Source organism: Pseudomonas sp. RW10S2 (genome assembly GCF_014268985.1).
Lineage (GTDB): Bacteria > Pseudomonadota > Gammaproteobacteria > Pseudomonadales > Pseudomonadaceae > Aquipseudomonas > Aquipseudomonas wayambapalatensis.
The window spans coordinates 1-16,986 of sequence record NZ_JABWRO010000030.1 but is presented as its reverse complement, the minus strand read 5'-3'; the positions used below and the strand labels follow the sequence as shown (position 1 = coordinate 16,986).

Here is a 16,986-nt window from a genome sequence, read left to right as displayed (position 1 = left end):
GCCTACCACTGCCGCTTGTCAGGCCTGCTCAACCCCAGCTTCTCGATCTTGTAGCGCAGCATGTCGCGCGACAGCCCGAGCAAACGCGCCGACTTGGTGACGTTCCAGTCGGTGCGGTCCAGGGTGCGGCAAACCATGTCTCGCTCCATGTCCGGCAAGCTACCGCCGATCTCGGGCTCGGGACGCTGGGGTTCGTAGACAGGTTGTGCGGCCGGTACGACTGGCTCGTCGACCAGGGTCAGGCACAGGTTCAACTGATGCGCGCCAATCAGCTCTGTCGGTGCCAGCAGCACGGTCTGTTCCAGCATGTTGCGTAGTTCGCGCACGTTCCCTGGCCAGCTATAACCCAACATCAGGGCTTCGGCTTCGGCTGAGAAGCGCAGGTTCGGCTTGCCATAACGCCGACCGTGGTGCGCCAGGAAGTGCCGGGCCAGAATCAGGATGTCCTGCCCCCGGGCATAAAGGCGCGGCACCTTCAACGCAATGATCCGCAGGCGAAAGAACAGGTCGCGGCGAAACTTGCCCTGCTGGACCATCTGCTCCAGGTTGCAGTTGGTCGCGCTGATCACCCGCAGGTCGACCTTGCGCTCCTTGACCGCACCGATGCGGCGAATGCTGCGATCCTCCAGCAGCTTGAGCAGCTTGGCCTGCAGCACCAGGTCCATCTCGCCGATTTCGTCGAGAAACAACGTACCGCCATCGGCGGCTTCGACCAGTCCTACCCGGCGCTCCTTGGCGTCGGTGAAGGCACCCTTCTCGTGCCCGAACAACTCGGCCTCCAGCAGGTTGGCCGGAATCGAGGCACAGTTGAACTCGATGAACGGCCCCTTGGCCCGTGCGCCGTCGAAATGCAGGGCACGGGCGACCAGTTCCTTGCCGGTGCCGGTCTCGCCCTCCACCAATACCGGCGGCAGGTCGTCACTGGCCATACGCCGTTCGGCATCGAGCAACTGACGCAGGGTGTGCTTGAGCCCCTGCATGACCGGCGACTCGCCGATCAAGGCCTGCAACCCCGACTTCTGCGCCTCGCGCGTCTGGTAGAACGACAAGGTGCGCTCCATGCGCTCGGCGGCCAGGGCCTTGTCGAGGATCAATTTGAGCTCGGCCAGCACCACCGGTTTGGTCAGGTAGTGGAAGGCCCCCTCCTTCATCGCCAGGACGGCGTCCTCGACGTTGCCATAACCGGTCATCATGATCACCTTCAATGCCGGCGCCTGCGCCACCAGGGTACGCAGCAGGTCATGGCCGCTCATGCCCGGCAATGAGTTGTCGGTCAGCACCGCATCGGGCTGGACGCGCTTGATCTGCTCCAGCGCCAGCTCGGCACTGTGACACACCATGACCTCGAAACCTTTCAGATTCAGGTAGGTGCGAATGTTGTCGGCAAGGATTTCATCATCCTCGACCACCAGGATGCTGTGCTCCATGGTCCCCTCCCGCTGCACGTTTGAATATCAGGCTGACGCGGGTTCCTTCCTCTTCACGGCTGCTCAGGCTCACCGAGCCGCCAAACCGTTCCATGATCCGCTTGACCAGGGCCAGGCCGACGCCCAGCCCGCCCTGCTTGGTGGTGAAGAACGGCTTGAACACCATCCGCTCCTGCTGCCGGGTCATGCCCTTGCCCGTGTCGCTAAGCACCAGTTGCGCCTGCTGCCCCTCCACAACGCCGACCTCGGCGCGCAGTTCGCCGCCATTGGGCATCGCCTCCAGCGCGTTGGCGAACAGGCTGTTGAGAATCTGCGTGAGCTGCAGCGGCTGGCTGGCGACCCATTGCGCCTGTGGGCCAACCAGGCTGAACCGCACACCGTTGCGTTCGATCTGCTGGGCAAACGCCAGGCGGGTGTCTTCCAGGGCCGCCACCAGGTCCACGGCTTCGGGGTCGTCACTGGTCGGGCGCAGCGACACCAGCAGTTCACGCACCCAGCGTGACATGCGATCGACCTGGCTGATGATATCGGTGATGTTCTTCTGCGCCGCCGGGCTCGCGATATCCTGGGCAAGTTCGGCACTGGAGCGAATGTTGGCCAACGGATTGCGCAGGCTGTGGGCCACCGCCGAAGACATTTCGCCCAGCGCCACATAGGTCTCGCTGGCCACCAGGCGATCCTGCTGGTGATGCAGCAACTGCGCGGCGCGGCGCACGATCCAGAACAGCCCGAAGTAGATCAGCGCCCCGCCCACCAGGGTCGATACCCAGATCAGCACATAACCGCGCTGGATACGCCGCACCAGGTCCTGCGGCTCCTTGTAGATCTCCATCATCGACAGCACCTGCTCGCCCTGGGTGTCGAACAGCGGAATGTAGTTCTCGATGAACAGGTACTGAGGCTCACGCAGGAATTTCTGCTCCTCACGATCCTCATCAACCTTGTGATAGCTGGCCGAAACCGCCTGGCGCGAATGGAAGGCCTGTTGCAGGTCGTCGTCCTCGCCGATGCGCTTGCCAATCAGTTCGCTGTTGGTCGACCAGACGATGGTGTGATCGCGGGCATAGACATTCGCCAGCAAGGTATCGGGCAGGTGCTCGACGTGATCGAGGAACTCCACCCGGGTCGCCCTGACCAACGCTTCGCTGATCTGCAAGTGCTGGCCATCCATGCGCGGGTCGAGCAGCTCACCCATGGTCGTTCCCGGGGGCAGTTGCGAATGGCGCACTTCAGCCTGGGCCATGGCCTGGATGAACTGGGCCGTGAGCATGGCGTCACGCTCGACGCTGTCGCGCACCACGAAGCGGGTAGAGACATAGCCCAGGCCACCGGCGACCGAAGCGATGATCAGCAGGCTGATGATCGAGAACCAGCGCAACAGGTTGAATTCACGCAGGGGAACCGCCAACGCACTCGGCGAGACATGTTGGGTGTCGGAAGCATCGTCTTGCAGGGTCTGCATGCTGTCGGTCGCTCGATTGGGTAACGGCCTGGAAGCGTTTGAAACAGTGAAGCAAAAAATCAGCCAGCTTTTTATTGAGAAAAATATCGAATTAAATCAGGCACTTGAAAGCATAACGTCAAGTAAATTAGAGAGTACTGCCCCGCATATGGGGGATTTCACCCAATAAACAGAAATCTATTTAAATCATATATTTAAAGATAAAAGCTCTAAAAAATATCAGCTCTGGCAATCCGGAAACTCAACGACACACGCGTGCCGCCCCCCTCTCGACTGCTCAGGCGGACCGCCCCACCGAAGCGCTCCATGATCCGCTTCACCAGCACCAACCCGACACCCAGCCCGCCCTGCTTGGTACTGAAGAACGGACGGAACGCCATGCGCTGCTGCTGTTCGTTCATGCCCCGCCCGGTGTCCGACATGCGCAGTACCAGCATCCGCCGATCCTGGCGCACCACTTCCACCTTTAGCCGGCCGCCCTGCTCCATGGACTCCAGTGCGTTGCCGATAAGACTGGCGAAGATCTGCCCGAGCAGTTCCGGATGGCCCAGTACCTGCACCACCGGCAAGGGCTGGACGTCCAGTTGCACACCGCTGCGGGCCAGGGGGACGGCAAAGGCCTGCAGGCTTTCATGCAGGACCTTGGCCAGGTCGACGGGGACCGCGCTGTCATTGAGCGGACGCAACGACTGCAGCAGTTGCCGGACCCATTGGGACATGCGATCGACCTGTCCGATGATGTCGTTGATGTTCTTCTGCGCGGGCCCCTCGTCGAACGCCTGGGCCAGTTCGGCGCTGGAACGGATGCTGGCCAGCGGATTGCGCAGGCTGTGCGCCACCGCCGAGGACATCTCGCCCAACGCCACGAAGGTTTCACTGTTGACCAGACGCTTCTGCTGCACCGCCAGGGCCCTGGCTGCGCGCCGCATGATCCCGTACAAGCCGATGTACACCAGCCCGGCACCGACCACGATCGCCAGCCAGATCAGCATCAGGCCATGCTCGATGCGCACGATCAGGTCGTGGGGCTCCTTGTAGATCTCCACCATCGCCGTGACACGTTCACCATCGGCATCGAACAGCGGGATGTAGTTCTCGATGAACAATTGCTCCGGCGGCGTCACGAACTTCTGCTCGCTGCGCGCCTGCTCGAAATTGTGATAGCTGGCAGAGACACGCATCTTGTATTCGAAGGCCCGGTCGAGGTCTTCATCGACGTGGATCAGGTTGCCGATCAATGCAGGATTGCTCGACCAGATCACTGTGCGGTCGGGTGCATAGATGTTGGCCAGGAGCATGTCCGGCAGATGGGCGATATGGTCGAGAAACTCCCCGCGCGCCTTGCGCCGGGCCTCGGGATCGACCTCGGGCATGGCCTCGTCCAGGCGCGGATCGAGCAGCTCGCCCATGGTACGTACGTTGGGGATGGCCACATGGCGCACTTCGGCATCGGCAATCGCGGTGATGAATTGCGCGGTCAGCAGCGCATCGCGCTCGACACTCTCGTCGATGACGAAACGGCTGGAAATCAGCCCCAGCCCCATTGCCACCGAGAGAATGATGGCCAGGCTGACCCAGGCATACCAGCGCAGCAGGTCGAACGGCTTGTGCGCCCGTTCGGTGCTGGCAAGGTCATGGCTGTCGGAACGGGGGGCAAGGTCCATGGCGACTCCGCGATGGGGTACCTTTGAAGGTTATAGCCCAGAGTTGGGGAAACGGCCCTGATCAGCGCCCATCACCTCCACCACCCAGTCGATGAACACCCGCAACCGCGCGCCCACATGCCGATTCGGCGGATAAGCGACATACAACGGCATCGACTCCAACTGCCAATCTTCGAGCACCCGCACCAGCGCGCCACTGGCCAGTGGCGCACGGGCCATGTAGTCCGGCAGCCACAACACCCCAAGCCCCGCTACCCCGGCTGCCAGGTAGGCGTTGCCGTCGTCCACCGCCAAGACCTGGGTGCCCCTGACCTGCAGCCGCTCGGTTCCGCGAACGAGGGCATAGGGCAGCGGTCTGCCGGTGCGCGCCCAGAGAAAACCCACCGTGCGGTGGTCAGAATCCTCCAGTTCGGAAGGGTGGGCGGGTGTGCCCAGGCGTTCGAGGTAAGCCGGCGCCGCATACACCCCCAACTGCAGGTCGGCAACCTTGCGCGCCATCAACGATTGGTCAAGCAACTCGCCACCACGTACCACGCAATCGACGTGCTCGCCAATGATGTCGACGATGCGATCGCTGACGCCCATGTCGATCTGGATGTCCGGGTAGCGGGCATGGAAGTCCGGCAGCGCCGGCACCAGCACCAGGCTTGCCAGCGGGCTCGGTACATCGACCCGCAGCTTGCCACGCGGCAAACCGGCAGCGCCGCTGAGGCTGCTCTCGGCATCCTCGAGCTCGGCCAACAGGCGCAACACCCGCTGATAGAACTGCTCGCCATCGCGGGTCACGCTCACTTTGCGTGTGGTGCGGTTGAGCAGGCGCACGCGCAAGCGCGTTTCCAACTGCTGCACCAGCTGGGTCACACTGGTGCGACTCATGTGCAGCGTCTCGGCAGCTTTGGTGAAGCTGCCCGCCTCCACCACCCGGGCAAAGGCACGCATTGCATCGAACCGGTCCATCTGCGCCTCGATTGCTTGGAATCAACAAACAATGATAACCAGACTGGCGCGTTTATCGAACAGGTCTGGGCCCGTACAGTCGCCCCATCACCTCACTGATGGACAAACACCATGAAGCAACGCGACGTTGTATTCCCCGCTGGCCGCCAGGCCCTGTACGACATCAACCACTACTCCCCGGCCGTGCGCAGCAACGGCTTGCTGTTCGTCTCCGGGCAGGTTGGCAGCCGTGACGACGGCTCACCCGAGCCGGGCCTTGAGAACCAGGTGCGCCGGGCCTTCGCCAACCTGAATGCGATCCTCGCCGCCGCCGGTTGCAGCTTCGATGACGTGCAGGACGTCACCCTGTTCATCGTCGACCCACAAGACAAGTTCCAGGCCATCTGGGATTTGGTGCGGGCGGAATTCTGGGGCCCGGCGCCGTACCCGACCGTGACGGCGATCGGAGTGACCTGGCTGTATGGGTTCGATTTCGAGATCAAGGTGGTTGCGCGGTTGCCGCACTGATGTAGCGAGGCAGATGGCCCTATCGCCGGGCAGTCCTGGTACAGCGCCGTACCTGTATGGGCCATCCGCCCCACCACAACGATTAAGACAGTCACATTCCCCTGCTCTACTCCCCTCACACGCCACGCAGCCTGCGAGCTCGGACGAAATGCGCCTCGCGCTCTTTCGATATGCGGCAAGTGAAGGCACAATGCGTGTCCTTTTTTTGGCCGGCCTGGCCGGGGGCCTTTGAAATGATCAAGACGCCGTACTACCTCATCGACAAAACCAAGCTGCTGGGCAACCTGGAGAAGATCGCCTACGTGCGCGAACAATCCGGCGCCAAGGCCCTGCTCGCCCTCAAGTGCTTCGCCACCTGGTCGGTATTCGACCTGATGGAGCAGTACATGGACGGCACCACCTCCTCCTCGCTGTACGAGCTCAAGCTCGGCCGCCAGAAGTTCGCCGGCGAAACCCACGCCTACAGCGTGGCCTGGGCCGACGACGAGGTCGAGGAAATGCTGGAGAACTGCGACAAGATCATCTTCAACTCCATCGGCCAGCTTGAGCGTTTCGCCGAGCAGTCCAAAGACAAGACCCGCGGCCTGCGCGTCAACCCGCAGGTGAGCAGCTCCGACTACCTGTTGGCCGATCCGGCGCGTCCGTTCAGCCGTCTGGGCGAATGGGACCCTGAGAAGATCGAAGCGGTGATCGAGCAGATCTCCGGCTTCATGTTCCACAACAACTGCGAGAACGGCGACTTCAGCCTGTTCGACAAGATGCTCTCGCACATCGAGGAGCGCTTCGGCCACCTGCTGCACAAGGTCCAGTGGGTCAGCCTCGGCGGCGGCATCCACTTCACCGGCGAAGGCTATGCACTCGACGCTTTCTGCGCACGCCTGAAAGAGTTCTCGCAGAAGTACGGCGTGCAGGTCTACCTGGAGCCCGGTGAAGCGGCGATCACCAACAGCGCCTCGCTGGAAGTCACCGTGCTCGACACCCTCTACAACGGCAAGCACCTGGCCGTGGTCGACAGCTCCATCGAAGCGCACATGCTCGACCTGCTGATCTACCGCCTCAACGCCAAGATGGCCCCCAACGACGGCGAGCACACCTACATGGTCTGCGGCAAGTCGTGCCTGGCCGGCGACATCTTCGGCGAGTACCAATTCGATCGTCCGCTGGCCATCGGCGATCGCCTGTCGTTCATCGACGCAGCGGGTTACACCATGGTCAAGAAGAACTGGTTCAACGGTCTGAAGATGCCGGCCATCGTCGTCAAGCAGCTCGACGGCAGCGTCGAGGTCAAGCGCGAGTTCGGTTTCGAAGACTACGTTTCCAGCCTGTCGTAAGACCGGCTTTCAGTAAGGAGCAAGGGATAAATTGAAGAAGAACGTTCTTATCATTGGTGCAGGAGGTGTCGCCAAGGTGGTGGCCCACAAGTGCGCACAGCATAACGACGAACTCGGTCGTATTGCGATTGCGTCACGGAACATCTCCAAATGCCAGGCCATCATCGACAGCGTCAAGGCCAAGGGTAGCCTCAAGGTGCCCGCCGACATCCAGGCCTTCTCGCTCAACGCCCTCGATGTCGAGGCGACCAAGGCACTGATCCGCGAAACCGAATCGCAGATCGTGATCAATGTCGGTTCCGCCTTCCTCAACATGTCGGTGCTGCGTGCCTGCATCGATACCGGTGTCGCCTATCTGGATACCGCGATTCACGAAGAACCGGGCAAGATCTGCGAAACCCCGCCCTGGTATGGCAACTACGAGTGGAAGCATCTCGAGGAGTGCCAGCAGAAGAACATTACCGCCATTCTCGGTGTCGGCTTCGACCCGGGTGTGGTCAACAGCTACGCGAAGCTCGCGCAGCAGCAGTATTTCGACCGCATTGATTCGATCGACATTCTCGACGTCAATGCCGGTTCCCACGGCAAGTACTTCGCCACCAACTTCGACCCGGAAATCAACTTCCGCGAGTTCACCGGGCAAGTCTGGAGCTGGCAGAACAGCCAGTGGACCAGCAACACCATGTTCGAGGTCAAGCGCACCGACGACCTGCCGGTGGTGGGTTCGCAGAACCTCTACCTGACCGGTCACGACGAAGTGCACTCGATCTCGAAGAACCTGAACGTACCCAATGTGCGCTTCTGGATGAGCTTCGGCGAACACTACATCAACGTGTTCACTGTGCTGAAGAACCTCGGCCTGCTCTCCGAGCAACCGGTCAAGACCGCCGAAGGCCTTGAAGTGGTGCCGCTGAAAGTGGTCAAGGCCGTACTGCCCGATCCAGCCTCCCTGGCACCGGGCTACACCGGCAAGACCTGCATTGGCGATCTGGTCAAGGGCACCAAGGACGGCCAGCCGCGCGAAGTGTTCATCTACAACGTCGCCGACCACGAAGAAGCCTACGCCGAGACCGACAGCCAGGGCATCTCCTACACCGCGGGTGTACCACCGGTGGCCGCAGCCCTGCTGGTCGCCCGTGGCGAGTGGGATGCCGGGCGCATGGTCAACGTCGAGGAACTGCCCGCCGAGCCGTTCCTCAAGGCGCTGGACGTGATGGGCCTGCCAACCCGCGTCAAGGATGAAAAAGGCGATCGTCCATGGGACGCTGAAGCCTAAGCAGCAAAAGGAAGGGGCGCCCGTTGGCGCCCCTTCTGCATTTCACCCCTGGCGCGCAACCGCCACGCACTTGATCTCCACCAGCAGCCCGTCATGGGCCAGCTCGCTGACACCGACACAGGTCCAGGGGCAGGTACCTCGCGGGAACAGCTCGCCCTTCACCGCACGAAACACCGCCATGTGCTCGCGCAAGCCGACATGATAGGTGGTCAGTTCCACCACATCCGCGAAATCGCAACCGGCAGCCGCAACGTATTACCGACCTTCAAGGCCGGCAGATAACCGGCGCGCTCGGCAAGTTTTTGCTGGGAGGCGGGAATGATCGGAGTGCGGTCGCTCATCGAGGATGTCCAGTGCTTGAGATTGGACGCATCTTAGCAAGCGAACAGCAAAGCGGCCTGCGGCATGGCGGCACGCATCTGGCGGCCCTGCACCAGGGCCGCCAGCCCGCCGGGCTCAGCCCGCTGGCGAAGTCAAAGGCTGCAGTTGCAGCACTTCATTGGTGTAGTCCCACTCCTGCTGCACCTTGTCAGGATGCTCGTTCAACTTGAGCCCGTAGCTGGGGATGATCTGGTGCAGCTTCTCCTGCCACGGTGCCGATGCGACCTTGTCCTTGAACACCTTGCGCAGCAGGTCGAGCATGATCGGCGGCGCGGTCGAGGCGCCCGGCGAAGCCCCCAGCAGCCCGGCAATGCTGCCGTCGGCAGAGGTCACGACCTCGGTGCCAAGCTTGAGCACCCCGCCCTGCTCAGGGTCTTTCTTGATGATCTGTACGCGCTGCCCAGCCTGCCACAGGCGCCAGTCCTCTTTCTTCGCATGGGGGAAGTAGGTCTGCAGCGCAGCGAAGCGGTCGTCGTCCGACTGCATGACCTGGCCGATCAGGTACTGCACCAGGTCGAACTCGCGGACCCCGACACGCACCATCGGCCAACTGTTGTGCAGGGTCATGCTGCCGAACAGGTCGAGCAGCGAGCCCTCCTTGAGAAACTTGGTCGAGAAGGTTGCAAACGGCCCGAACAGGATCACCCGCTTGCCATCGAGCACCCGGGTATCCAGATGCGGCACCGACATCGGCGGCGCCCCCGTCGAGGCGATACCGTAGGCCTTGGCCATGTGGCGATCGGCAATGGCGGCGTTCTCGGTCACCAGGAACGATCCCCCAACCGGGAAGCCTGCGTACTCCTTCGCCTCGGGGATGCCCGACTTCTGCAACAGCGGCAGCGCCGCGCCACCGGCGCCGATGAACAGAAACTTGGCATCGGTAGCCGACGTGCTGCCATCCTTGAGGTTCTTGTACTCCACATGCCACGAACCGTCGTCGTTGCGGGTGATGTCCTGCACCTCACTGGAGAGCTTGAGGTCGAAGTTGGGGCGGGTCTGCAGGTACGCCACGTACTGGCGGGTGATCTCGCCGAAATTGACGTCGGTGCCGATCGGCGTCCAGGTCACTGCAAGCTTCTGGTTCGGGTCGCGCCCCTCCATCATCAACGGCACCCACTTGGCGATCTGCGCGTTGTCTTGCGAATACTGCATGGGCTTGAACAGCGGGCTGGCCTGCAGTGCCTCATAGCGTTTACGCAGGAAGCGAATATTGTCATCGCCCCAGACAAAGCTCATGTGCGGGGTGGCGTTGATGAACGAGCGTGGATTCTTCAGCACGCCCTGCTTGACCTGCCAGGCGAGAAACTGCCGGGTGACCTGGAACGACTCGTTGATCTCCACCGCCTTGCTGATGTCGATCTTGCCGTCCTTTTCAGGGGTGTAGTTCAGCTCGGCCAGCGCCGAATGCCCGGTACCGGCGTTGTTCCAACCGTTGGAGCTTTCCTCGGCGACCTTGTCCAGCCGCTCGATCATCTCCATCGACCATCCGGGCTCGAGCTCGTTGAGCCAGACAGCAAGCGTGGAGCTCATGATCCCACCGCCCACCAGCAATACGTCAACCCGCTTGCCCTCGGCAGCCTGTACACCCGTCAGGGCAAAGGCCAGGGCCAGGCCCGCCAGGGCCGGTTTGAATGCGATTCCTCTGTTCATGCTCCCTCCGTCGAGGCGCCGCTGGCCCCGATCCTGTCCGTGAATGTGCCTTGCCCCTGGTCCGCGCACCCGTGCCTTTGGTGTCCAAAAGCTCAGGCAAGCTTAGCTGAGTGATTCACTCAGGTTAGCCGCACGCGCATTCAGGTTCTGAAGGCGGATCCGCTGGCAGGCCGTCAGGCGACTTCAAGAAGCCTCTTGCAAGTCGACCGCTCTGCAAATACTGTATGAAAAACCAGTATCACGAGACATCCCCATGCAACTCATCGCCAAGCTCGGCATCCTCGCCGACGCCGCCAAATACGATGCTTCCTGCGCCAGCAGCGGCGCGCCCAAGCGCAGCTCGCGGGGGCGTGACGGGCTTGGCGCCACCGATGGCATGGGCATCTGCCACAGCTATACCCCTGACGGGCGCTGCGTATCGCTGCTCAAGGTGTTGCTCACCAACTTTTGCCTGTACGACTGCCAGTACTGCGTCAATCGCCGCTCCAGCAACGTGCCTCGCGCACGCTTCAGCCCCGAGGAAGTGGTGCGCCTGACCCTCGACTTCTACCGGCGCAACTGCATCAGCGGGCTGTTCCTGAGTTCGGGCATCATCCGCTCGGCCGACTACACCATGGAGCAGTTGAATCGAGTGGCGCGGCTGTTGCGTGAAGAGCATGGCTTTCGTGGCTACATCCACCTCAAGACCATCCCCGATGCCGATCCACTGCTGATCGAGGAAGCCGGGCGCCTGGCCGACCGCCTGAGCGTCAACGTCGAACTGCCCACCGAGGCCAGCCTCAAGCGCCTGGCCCCGGAGAAACAGGCGCACACCATCCGCCAGGCCATGGGCGTGATTCACCAGGGTCAGCAGGCCGTGGCCAACGAACCCAGGGCGCCACGCTTCACCCCGGCCGGGCAGAGCACCCAGGTGATCGTCGGCGCCGACGCCACCGACGACCGCACCTTGCTGCGCAACGCCGAATCGCTGTACCAGGGCTATGGCCTCAAGCGTGTGTACTACTCCGCCTTCAGCCCCATTCCGGACAGCCCCAACAGCGTGCCGCTGGCCGCCCCGCCGCTGTTGCGCGAACATCGCCTGTACCAGGCCGACTTCCTGATGCGCGGCTACGGCTACAAGGCTGGCGAGCTGCTCGGCCAGGCCGGCAACCTGGCGCTGGACATCGACCCCAAGCTGGCCTGGGCCCTGGCAAACCGCGAGGTCTTTCCGCTGGACCTGAATCGCGCCGAACCCGCCCTGCTCGCCCGCATCCCCGGTATCGGCCTGCGCAGCGTGCAGCGCCTGGTGACACTGCGCCGCGAGCGGCGCATTCGCTACGACGACCTGATCCAGTTGCGTTGCGTGCTGGAAAAAGCCCGTCCGTTCATCGTCACCAGTGATTACCGCCCGGCCCAGGCCGAACTGCGCAGCGGCCTGTTGCGCCAACGCCTGCGCGAGCCGCAGGCGCCGGTGCAGATGGGGCTTTGGGCATGATCGCGCTGGATTGCGACGACCTGTTCGACACCTGGCGCAAGCAAGCGCGGGTACTGCTCGGCCATGGCATCGACCCGGCCGACGTGACCTGGAGCCAGGGCCCGATGGACGACCTGCTCGCCATTGCCACGCCGTTGCCAGAAGGGCCCGGCCCATTCCGCCCGCGAGTACCGGCGGCCTTGCTCGCACAACTCGAGCAGGCGGCGCGCTATCGCGGCGCGCAACGCTGGAACCTGCTGTACGAAGTGCTCTGGCGCGTCGCCCATGGGGATCGCACGGCAATGCTTGCCGGTGATCGCCTGGGCAGCGAGTTGCAGCGGCGTATCCAGCAGGTCTCCCGCGAGGCGCATCACCTGCACGCCTTCGTGCGCTTCGTGCCGCTGCCGGAAGCGGTCGCCGAACGCCTGCAACTGGACCTGGTGGCCTACCACGAACCCGCCCATGACATCCTTGAAAGCGCCAGTAGCCATTTTGCCGATCGCCTCGGGCGCCAACGCTGGCTGATCGCAACGCCCACCGATGGCATTCGTTTCGACGGCAGCAAGCTCGACTACCGTCGGCAATGTCCAGGTGAGTGGATCGACTGGGCACGCCATGCCGAAGATCCCGGCGCCGAACTGTGGCGTACCTACTACCGCTCCACCTTCAATCCGGCGCGGTTGAATCCTGATGCCCTGCGCCTGCACATGCCGGGGCGGTTCTGGCGCCACTTGCCCGAAGGCATGCTCATTCCCCAGCTCGAAAGCCTGGCGCGCCAGGGCAAACAACGTGACGGCCAGGCACTGGAGGTGGGCTTGCAGCGAGGCAAGCGGGTCGGGCGCTGAGCGCCGTTCTTGCCTACACTTTCGCTGATTGCCTCAGATTTTCCAGGAGCGACCATGGACGATTCCAGCCAAGGCAAGCCGCCAACCTTCTGGCAGATGCTGCACAGCATCCTCGCCGCCGCCTTCGGTGTGCAGAGCGGCAAGAACCGCGCACGCGACTTCACCCACGGCAAGGCCAGCCACTTCATCGTGATGGGGGTGATGTTCACCCTGGTGTTCATCCTGGTGCTGGTGGGGCTGGTGCAATTGGCGATGCACCTGACGGGGCGCTGATTGCCCTTGAAACGCGATACCACCGCCCAAACGCATCCGCCCGCGGAATTCCCTCCCGCGGGCGGCTCAGTTGCGGTTCACGGTCTGAAATTTGCGTTACTGATGGCTGACCCAATACACAGCGGTCACGACAACCAGCACGATCAGGCACAGGATCGCCCAGGCGTCGACACTGCTGTCAGGCTTGCGGAGCTTGGTCGGGTTTCCCATTGCATTACCTCTTGTAGTGGTTATGGGAATGCACGTCACATAAGCAGTTAAGCCCAGCAATGCCCTTTGCTCAAGCAGGGTTTTTCAATAATCGACGGGTGACGTCAGGAACGGGTAGCGATAATCGGTGTCTCGTCCCTCGGCGCTGTAGCGCTGAAAGTCGACGCCATAGCCTTTACGGGCGCTCAGTTCGAGCCAGCGCCTGGCCTTCACCGCATCGATGGCCTGCAGCACCGGCAGGCGGTACAGGTGTTGCCCGTCACGGTTCAGCGCCAGGCCCCGGGCATCGTCATGCAGCATCACCATGGCCCAACCCCCCAGGCTGAAGTGCCCGCCCATGAGCACGCTCAGTCGCCCATCCACGCGAGCCTGCAAGGCCTCGGGCGAACTGTTGACCGCACTGAACAGCACATCGCGCCCCGGCACCCGGCCAACCGCCTCGAATGCCTGCATCGCACCGAACGCCATCTCGTCGTTCGCCGACCACACCAGGCGCACGCGTGGATAGCGCTGCAGCAGCAGTTGGGCCTGTTCGAAGGCCCGTTGGCGACTCCAGCCGCCATACACCACCTGGCGCAAGCGTACCTGCGCAAGCTCGGCCAACGCCCGCCGCATGCCCTGCTCGCGCAGTTGCGAAGCCGGCGTGGTGCTGATGCCGGAGAACGCCAGCAGCTCGATCGGTTCGCCAGTCCTGGGCAAACTGGCGACCAGATCGTGCAGCATCTGGTAACCCGCCTGTTCGTCATTGCCGACCAGCGACGCGAGCAGCGCGGCATACTTACCCGGCTGCGCCTGAATCTCCTCGGCCTGCCCCTCGGTCAGGGCGTTGTTGACCAACAGCAGCTTGACCCCGCTGCCCTGGGACAGCCGCATGATCTCCGGCGCGACGTACTGCTCGTTGACCAACACCAAATAGTCTGGCTTGTGCGCCCCCCGTAGGACGGCCCGCGCCTGCTCGAGTTGCCGCTCGGCCTGGCGCTCGCCGTATTCCACCCGCAGGTCCATCCCCAGATCGTCGGCGGCGGCCTGCATGAAGTGCGAATAACTGACCCAGAACGTCTCATCGGACAAGCCCGGGTTGAGAAACACCACCGAAGCCGCCTGGGCGCTCGCCACCAATGGCAGACCCAGGCACAGACTGCGGCACAGCGCCCTGATGAACATGCGCAACATCCCTGCAATGCAAAGGGGCTCAGTATAACGGCGCCGGGCCAGCCACCCGACAAATAGCAGCCAGTCTCACTTAGTCCAATTGGTTCTTTTCATATGCAAAAACATCACTTTAGCGCATAAATACAACCTGTTATCGTTCCCCCGCTCCGACCCGGAGTGCGCGGCCGTGCGCGCGATTAGCTGCATGCAGCCTGAGACAGGACTTTTATGTACGTATACGACGAGTACGATCAGCGGATCATCGAGGACCGCGTCAAGCAGTTCCGTGATCAGACCCGCCGCTACCTGGCCGGTGAGCTGAGCGAAGAAGAATTCCGCCCTCTGCGCCTGCAGAACGGCCTCTACATCCAACGTTTCGCGCCGATGCTGCGTGTCGCCGTGCCTTACGGCCAGCTGAACGCCGGCCAGGTCCGCATGCTGGCGAAGATCGCCCGTGACTACGACAAGGGCTACGCCCACATCTCCACCCGCCAGAACGTGCAGTACAACTGGCCGGCGCTGGAAGACGTCCCGGACATCCTGGCCGAACTCGCCACCGTGCAGATGCACGCGATCCAGACCAGCGGCAACTGCCTGCGCAACGTCACCACCGACCAGTTCGCCGGTGTCGCCGCCGATGAGCTGATCGACCCGCGCCCCTGGTGCGAGATCGTCCGCCAGTGGACCACCTTCCACCCGGAATTCGCCTACCTGCCGCGCAAGTTCAAGATCGCCGTCAACGGCTCGAAGGACGACCGCGCCGCCATCGAAGTGCACGACATCGGCCTGGAGCCGGTGCACAACGAAGCCGGCGAGCTGGGCTTCCGCGTCCTGGTCGGCGGCGGCCTGGGCCGTACCCCGGTGATCGGTGCGTTCATCAACGAGTTCCTGCCCTGGCAGGACCTGCTCAGCTACCTGGACGCCATCCTGCGCGTGTACAACCGTTACGGCCGCCGTGACAACAAGTACAAGGCGCGGATCAAGATCCTGGTCAAGGCCCTTACCCCGGAAGTGTTCGCCGAAAAGGTCGAAGCCGAGATGGCTCACCTGCGCGGCGGCAGCACCACCCTGACCGAAGCCGAGCTGCAACGCGTCGCACGTCACTTCGTCGACCCCGAGTACCTCGCGCTGGAAAACGTCGACTACAGCGCCCTGGACCAGGAAAACCCTGGCTTCGCCCGCTGGCGTTCGCGCAACACCCGCGCCCACAAGAAGCCGGGTTATGTCGCAGTCACCCTGTCGCTCAAGCCCACCGGCGTAGCCCCAGGCGACTTGACCGACAAGCAGCTCGATGCCGTCGCCGACCTGGCCGACCGCTACAGCTTCGGCCACCTGCGCACCTCCCACGAGCAGAACATCATCCTCGCCGACGTCGAGCAGCGTCAGCTGCACGCGCTGTGGCTGGAACTGCGTGAAAGTGGTTTTGCCACGCCGAACATCGGCCTGCTGACCGACATCATCTGCTGCCCGGGTGGCGACTTCTGCTCCCTGGCCAACGCCAAGTCGATCCCGATCGCCGAATCCATCCAGCGCCGCTTCGACGACCTGGACTACCTGTTCGACATCGGCGAGCTCGACCTGAACATCTCCGGCTGCATGAACGCCTGCGGCCACCACCACGTGGGCCACATCGGCATCCTCGGCGTGGACAAGAAAGGCGAGGAGTTCTACCAGGTGTCGTTGGGCGGCAACGCCGCGCGCGATGCGACCCTTGGCAAGATCCTCGGCCCCTCCTTCGCCCAGGACGACATGGCTGACGTGATCGAGAAGCTGATCAACGTGTACGTCGAGCAGCGCAACGAAGACGAGCGCTTCATCGACACCTACCAGCGTATCGGCATCGACCCATTCAAGGAACGCGTCTATGCAGCGAATCATTAAGAACAACCAGCTCGTCGACGAAACCTGGCACCTGCTGCCCAAGGGTACCTCGTTCGACGAACTGACCAACTGCGACGACTACATCGTTCCGCTGCAGCTGTGGCGTGACCATGCCCATGCCCTCAAGGCCCGCGACGGCGGCCTGGGCGTGTGGCTGGACAGCGACGAAGAAGCCGAGGAAATCGGCGAGGACGTCCAGCACTTCCAGGTCATCGCCCTGAACTTCCCGGCGTTCACCGACGGGCGCAACTACTCCAATGCGCGCCTGCTGCGTGACCGCTACCAGTACAAGGGCGAACTGCGCGCCATCGGCGACGTCCTGCGCGACCAGTTGTTCTACATGGCCCGCTGTGGTTTCGACGCCTTCGCGATCCGTGCTGACAAGGACCCGCAAGACGCGCTGCAGAGCCTGAAGGACTTCTCGGTCACCTACCAGGGTGCCACCGACGAGCCGCTGCCGCTGTTCCGCCGCCGCTGATCGCCGCCTGCTGTAACGAACGGCCCGCCTTCTGGCGGG

General features: G+C 62.8%; 15 protein-coding genes and 1 pseudogene. 9 read left to right on the top strand and 7 right to left on the bottom strand.

Annotated elements, in window-relative coordinates; translation table 11 throughout:
* Nucleotides 1-2: 2 nt before the first annotated feature.
* Both HU729_RS09225 and HU729_RS09220 read right to left on the bottom strand, forming a co-directional pair.
* The gene (locus HU729_RS09225) at nucleotides 3-1,427 is read right to left on the bottom strand and encodes a sigma-54 dependent transcriptional regulator (protein ID WP_186709661.1); all 1,425 of its coding nucleotides are present in this window, start codon (nucleotides 1,425-1,427) and stop codon (nucleotides 3-5) included.
* Nucleotides 1,396-2,889: a HAMP domain-containing sensor histidine kinase gene (locus tag HU729_RS09220; protein ID WP_186709659.1), complete on the bottom strand. Its 1,494-nt coding sequence runs from the start codon at nucleotides 2,887-2,889 to the stop codon at nucleotides 1,396-1,398. Before HU729_RS09220 ends, HU729_RS09225 begins: the two co-directional genes overlap by 32 nt.
* On the opposite strand from HU729_RS09220, the gene HU729_RS09215 reads away from it, so the two are divergent.
* The gene (locus HU729_RS09215; protein ID WP_186709658.1) at nucleotides 2,888-3,058 is read left to right on the top strand and encodes a hypothetical protein; all 171 of its coding nucleotides are present in this window, start codon (nucleotides 2,888-2,890) and stop codon (nucleotides 3,056-3,058) included. The genes HU729_RS09220 and HU729_RS09215 overlap by 2 nt on opposite strands.
* 40 nt (nucleotides 3,059-3,098) lie before the next feature.
* On the opposite strand, the gene HU729_RS09210 is transcribed toward HU729_RS09215, so the two are convergent.
* On the bottom strand, nucleotides 3,099-4,553 hold the full coding sequence (locus HU729_RS09210; RefSeq protein WP_186709657.1) for an ATP-binding protein: 1,455 nt from the start codon (nucleotides 4,551-4,553) through the stop codon (nucleotides 3,099-3,101).
* 30 nt (nucleotides 4,554-4,583) lie between these two features.
* The gene (locus HU729_RS09205; RefSeq protein WP_186709656.1) at nucleotides 4,584-5,510 is read right to left on the bottom strand and encodes a LysR family transcriptional regulator; all 927 of its coding nucleotides are present in this window, start codon (nucleotides 5,508-5,510) and stop codon (nucleotides 4,584-4,586) included.
* Nucleotides 5,511-5,621: 111 nt separating this feature from the next.
* Between HU729_RS09205 and HU729_RS09200 the strand changes: the two genes are divergently transcribed.
* The 3 genes from HU729_RS09200 (at nucleotide 5,622) to HU729_RS09190 (ending at nucleotide 8,624) form a co-directional block, all read left to right on the top strand.
* Nucleotides 5,622-6,017, top strand: coding sequence for a RidA family protein (locus HU729_RS09200; RefSeq protein WP_186665058.1), 396 nt, complete (start codon nucleotides 5,622-5,624; stop codon nucleotides 6,015-6,017).
* 233 nt (nucleotides 6,018-6,250) lie between these two features.
* A complete protein-coding gene (nspC, locus tag HU729_RS09195) occupies nucleotides 6,251-7,348 on the top strand; it encodes a carboxynorspermidine decarboxylase (RefSeq protein WP_186665060.1) in 1,098 nt (365 codons plus the stop codon).
* Nucleotides 7,349-7,379: 31 nt separating this feature from the next.
* Complete coding sequence (locus HU729_RS09190; protein ID WP_028691662.1) at nucleotides 7,380-8,624, top strand: saccharopine dehydrogenase family protein; 1,245 nt, start codon at nucleotides 7,380-7,382, stop codon at nucleotides 8,622-8,624.
* Between the two features lie 42 nt (nucleotides 8,625-8,666).
* Here HU729_RS09190 and HU729_RS09185 read toward each other — a convergent pair.
* Together HU729_RS09185 and mqo are read right to left on the bottom strand one after the other, a co-directional pair.
* A pseudogene (locus tag HU729_RS09185) lies at nucleotides 8,667-8,965 on the bottom strand (Rid family hydrolase).
* Between the two features lie 115 nt (nucleotides 8,966-9,080).
* Complete coding sequence (gene mqo / locus HU729_RS09180; protein ID WP_186709653.1) at nucleotides 9,081-10,655, bottom strand: malate dehydrogenase (quinone); 1,575 nt, start codon at nucleotides 10,653-10,655, stop codon at nucleotides 9,081-9,083.
* Between the two features lie 253 nt (nucleotides 10,656-10,908).
* Here mqo and HU729_RS09175 point away from each other — a divergent pair, with 253 nt between their 5' ends.
* The 3 genes from HU729_RS09175 to HU729_RS09165 are packed head-to-tail and all read left to right on the top strand — an operon-like array spanning nucleotide 10,909 to nucleotide 13,226.
* Nucleotides 10,909-12,129: a putative DNA modification/repair radical SAM protein gene (locus HU729_RS09175; protein ID WP_186665064.1), complete on the top strand. Its 1,221-nt coding sequence runs from the start codon at nucleotides 10,909-10,911 to the stop codon at nucleotides 12,127-12,129.
* Nucleotides 12,120-12,953, top strand: a complete 834-nt coding sequence (locus HU729_RS09170; protein ID WP_186709652.1) for a TIGR03915 family putative DNA repair protein — start codon at nucleotides 12,120-12,122, stop codon at nucleotides 12,951-12,953. The genes HU729_RS09175 and HU729_RS09170 overlap by 10 nt, the downstream gene beginning before the upstream one ends.
* A 54-nt stretch (nucleotides 12,954-13,007) precedes the next feature.
* Nucleotides 13,008-13,226 (top strand): DUF2970 domain-containing protein, encoded by a 219-nt coding sequence (locus HU729_RS09165; RefSeq protein ID WP_054890753.1) that lies wholly within the window; start codon nucleotides 13,008-13,010, stop codon nucleotides 13,224-13,226.
* A gap of 294 nt (nucleotides 13,227-13,520) precedes the next feature.
* Here the strand turns inward: HU729_RS09165 and HU729_RS09160 are convergent, their stop codons facing one another.
* Complete coding sequence (locus tag HU729_RS09160) at nucleotides 13,521-14,600, bottom strand: ABC transporter substrate-binding protein (RefSeq protein WP_186709651.1); 1,080 nt, start codon at nucleotides 14,598-14,600, stop codon at nucleotides 13,521-13,523.
* Nucleotides 14,601-14,816: 216 nt separating this feature from the next.
* On the opposite strand from HU729_RS09160, the gene HU729_RS09155 reads away from it, so the two are divergent.
* The gene (locus HU729_RS09155; protein WP_186709650.1) at nucleotides 14,817-16,469 is read left to right on the top strand and encodes a nitrite/sulfite reductase; all 1,653 of its coding nucleotides are present in this window, start codon (nucleotides 14,817-14,819) and stop codon (nucleotides 16,467-16,469) included.
* On the top strand, nucleotides 16,453-16,947 hold the full coding sequence (locus tag HU729_RS09150) for a DUF934 domain-containing protein (RefSeq protein WP_186665073.1): 495 nt from the start codon (nucleotides 16,453-16,455) through the stop codon (nucleotides 16,945-16,947). Before HU729_RS09155 ends, HU729_RS09150 begins: the two co-directional genes overlap by 17 nt.
* Nucleotides 16,948-16,986 lie beyond the last annotated feature (39 nt).

Excerpts from the sequence above, each read along its gene's own strand:
- HU729_RS09225 (WP_186709661.1), bottom strand. The coding sequence starts at position 1,427 with ATGGAGCACAGCATCCTGGTGGTCGAGGATGATGAAATCCTTGCCGAC.
- HU729_RS09215 (WP_186709658.1), top strand. The coding sequence starts at position 2,888 with ATGCTGTCGGTCGCTCGATTGGGTAACGGCCTGGAAGCGTTTGAAACA.
- HU729_RS09220 (WP_186709659.1), bottom strand. The coding sequence starts at position 2,889 with ATGCAGACCCTGCAAGACGATGCTTCCGACACCCAACATGTCTCGCCG.
- HU729_RS09210 (WP_186709657.1), bottom strand. The coding sequence starts at position 4,553 with ATGGACCTTGCCCCCCGTTCCGACAGCCATGACCTTGCCAGCACCGAA.
- HU729_RS09205 (WP_186709656.1), bottom strand. The coding sequence starts at position 5,510 with ATGGACCGGTTCGATGCAATGCGTGCCTTTGCCCGGGTGGTGGAGGCG.
- HU729_RS09200 (WP_186665058.1), top strand. The coding sequence starts at position 5,622 with ATGAAGCAACGCGACGTTGTATTCCCCGCTGGCCGCCAGGCCCTGTAC.
- nspC (WP_186665060.1), top strand. The coding sequence starts at position 6,251 with ATGATCAAGACGCCGTACTACCTCATCGACAAAACCAAGCTGCTGGGC.
- mqo (WP_186709653.1), bottom strand. The coding sequence starts at position 10,655 with ATGAACAGAGGAATCGCATTCAAACCGGCCCTGGCGGGCCTGGCCCTG.
- HU729_RS09175 (WP_186665064.1), top strand. The coding sequence starts at position 10,909 with ATGCAACTCATCGCCAAGCTCGGCATCCTCGCCGACGCCGCCAAATAC.
- HU729_RS09165 (WP_054890753.1), top strand. The coding sequence starts at position 13,008 with ATGGACGATTCCAGCCAAGGCAAGCCGCCAACCTTCTGGCAGATGCTG.
- HU729_RS09160 (WP_186709651.1), bottom strand. The coding sequence starts at position 14,600 with ATGTTCATCAGGGCGCTGTGCCGCAGTCTGTGCCTGGGTCTGCCATTG.
- HU729_RS09155 (WP_186709650.1), top strand. The coding sequence starts at position 14,817 with ATGTACGTATACGACGAGTACGATCAGCGGATCATCGAGGACCGCGTC.
- HU729_RS09150 (WP_186665073.1), top strand. The coding sequence starts at position 16,453 with ATGCAGCGAATCATTAAGAACAACCAGCTCGTCGACGAAACCTGGCAC.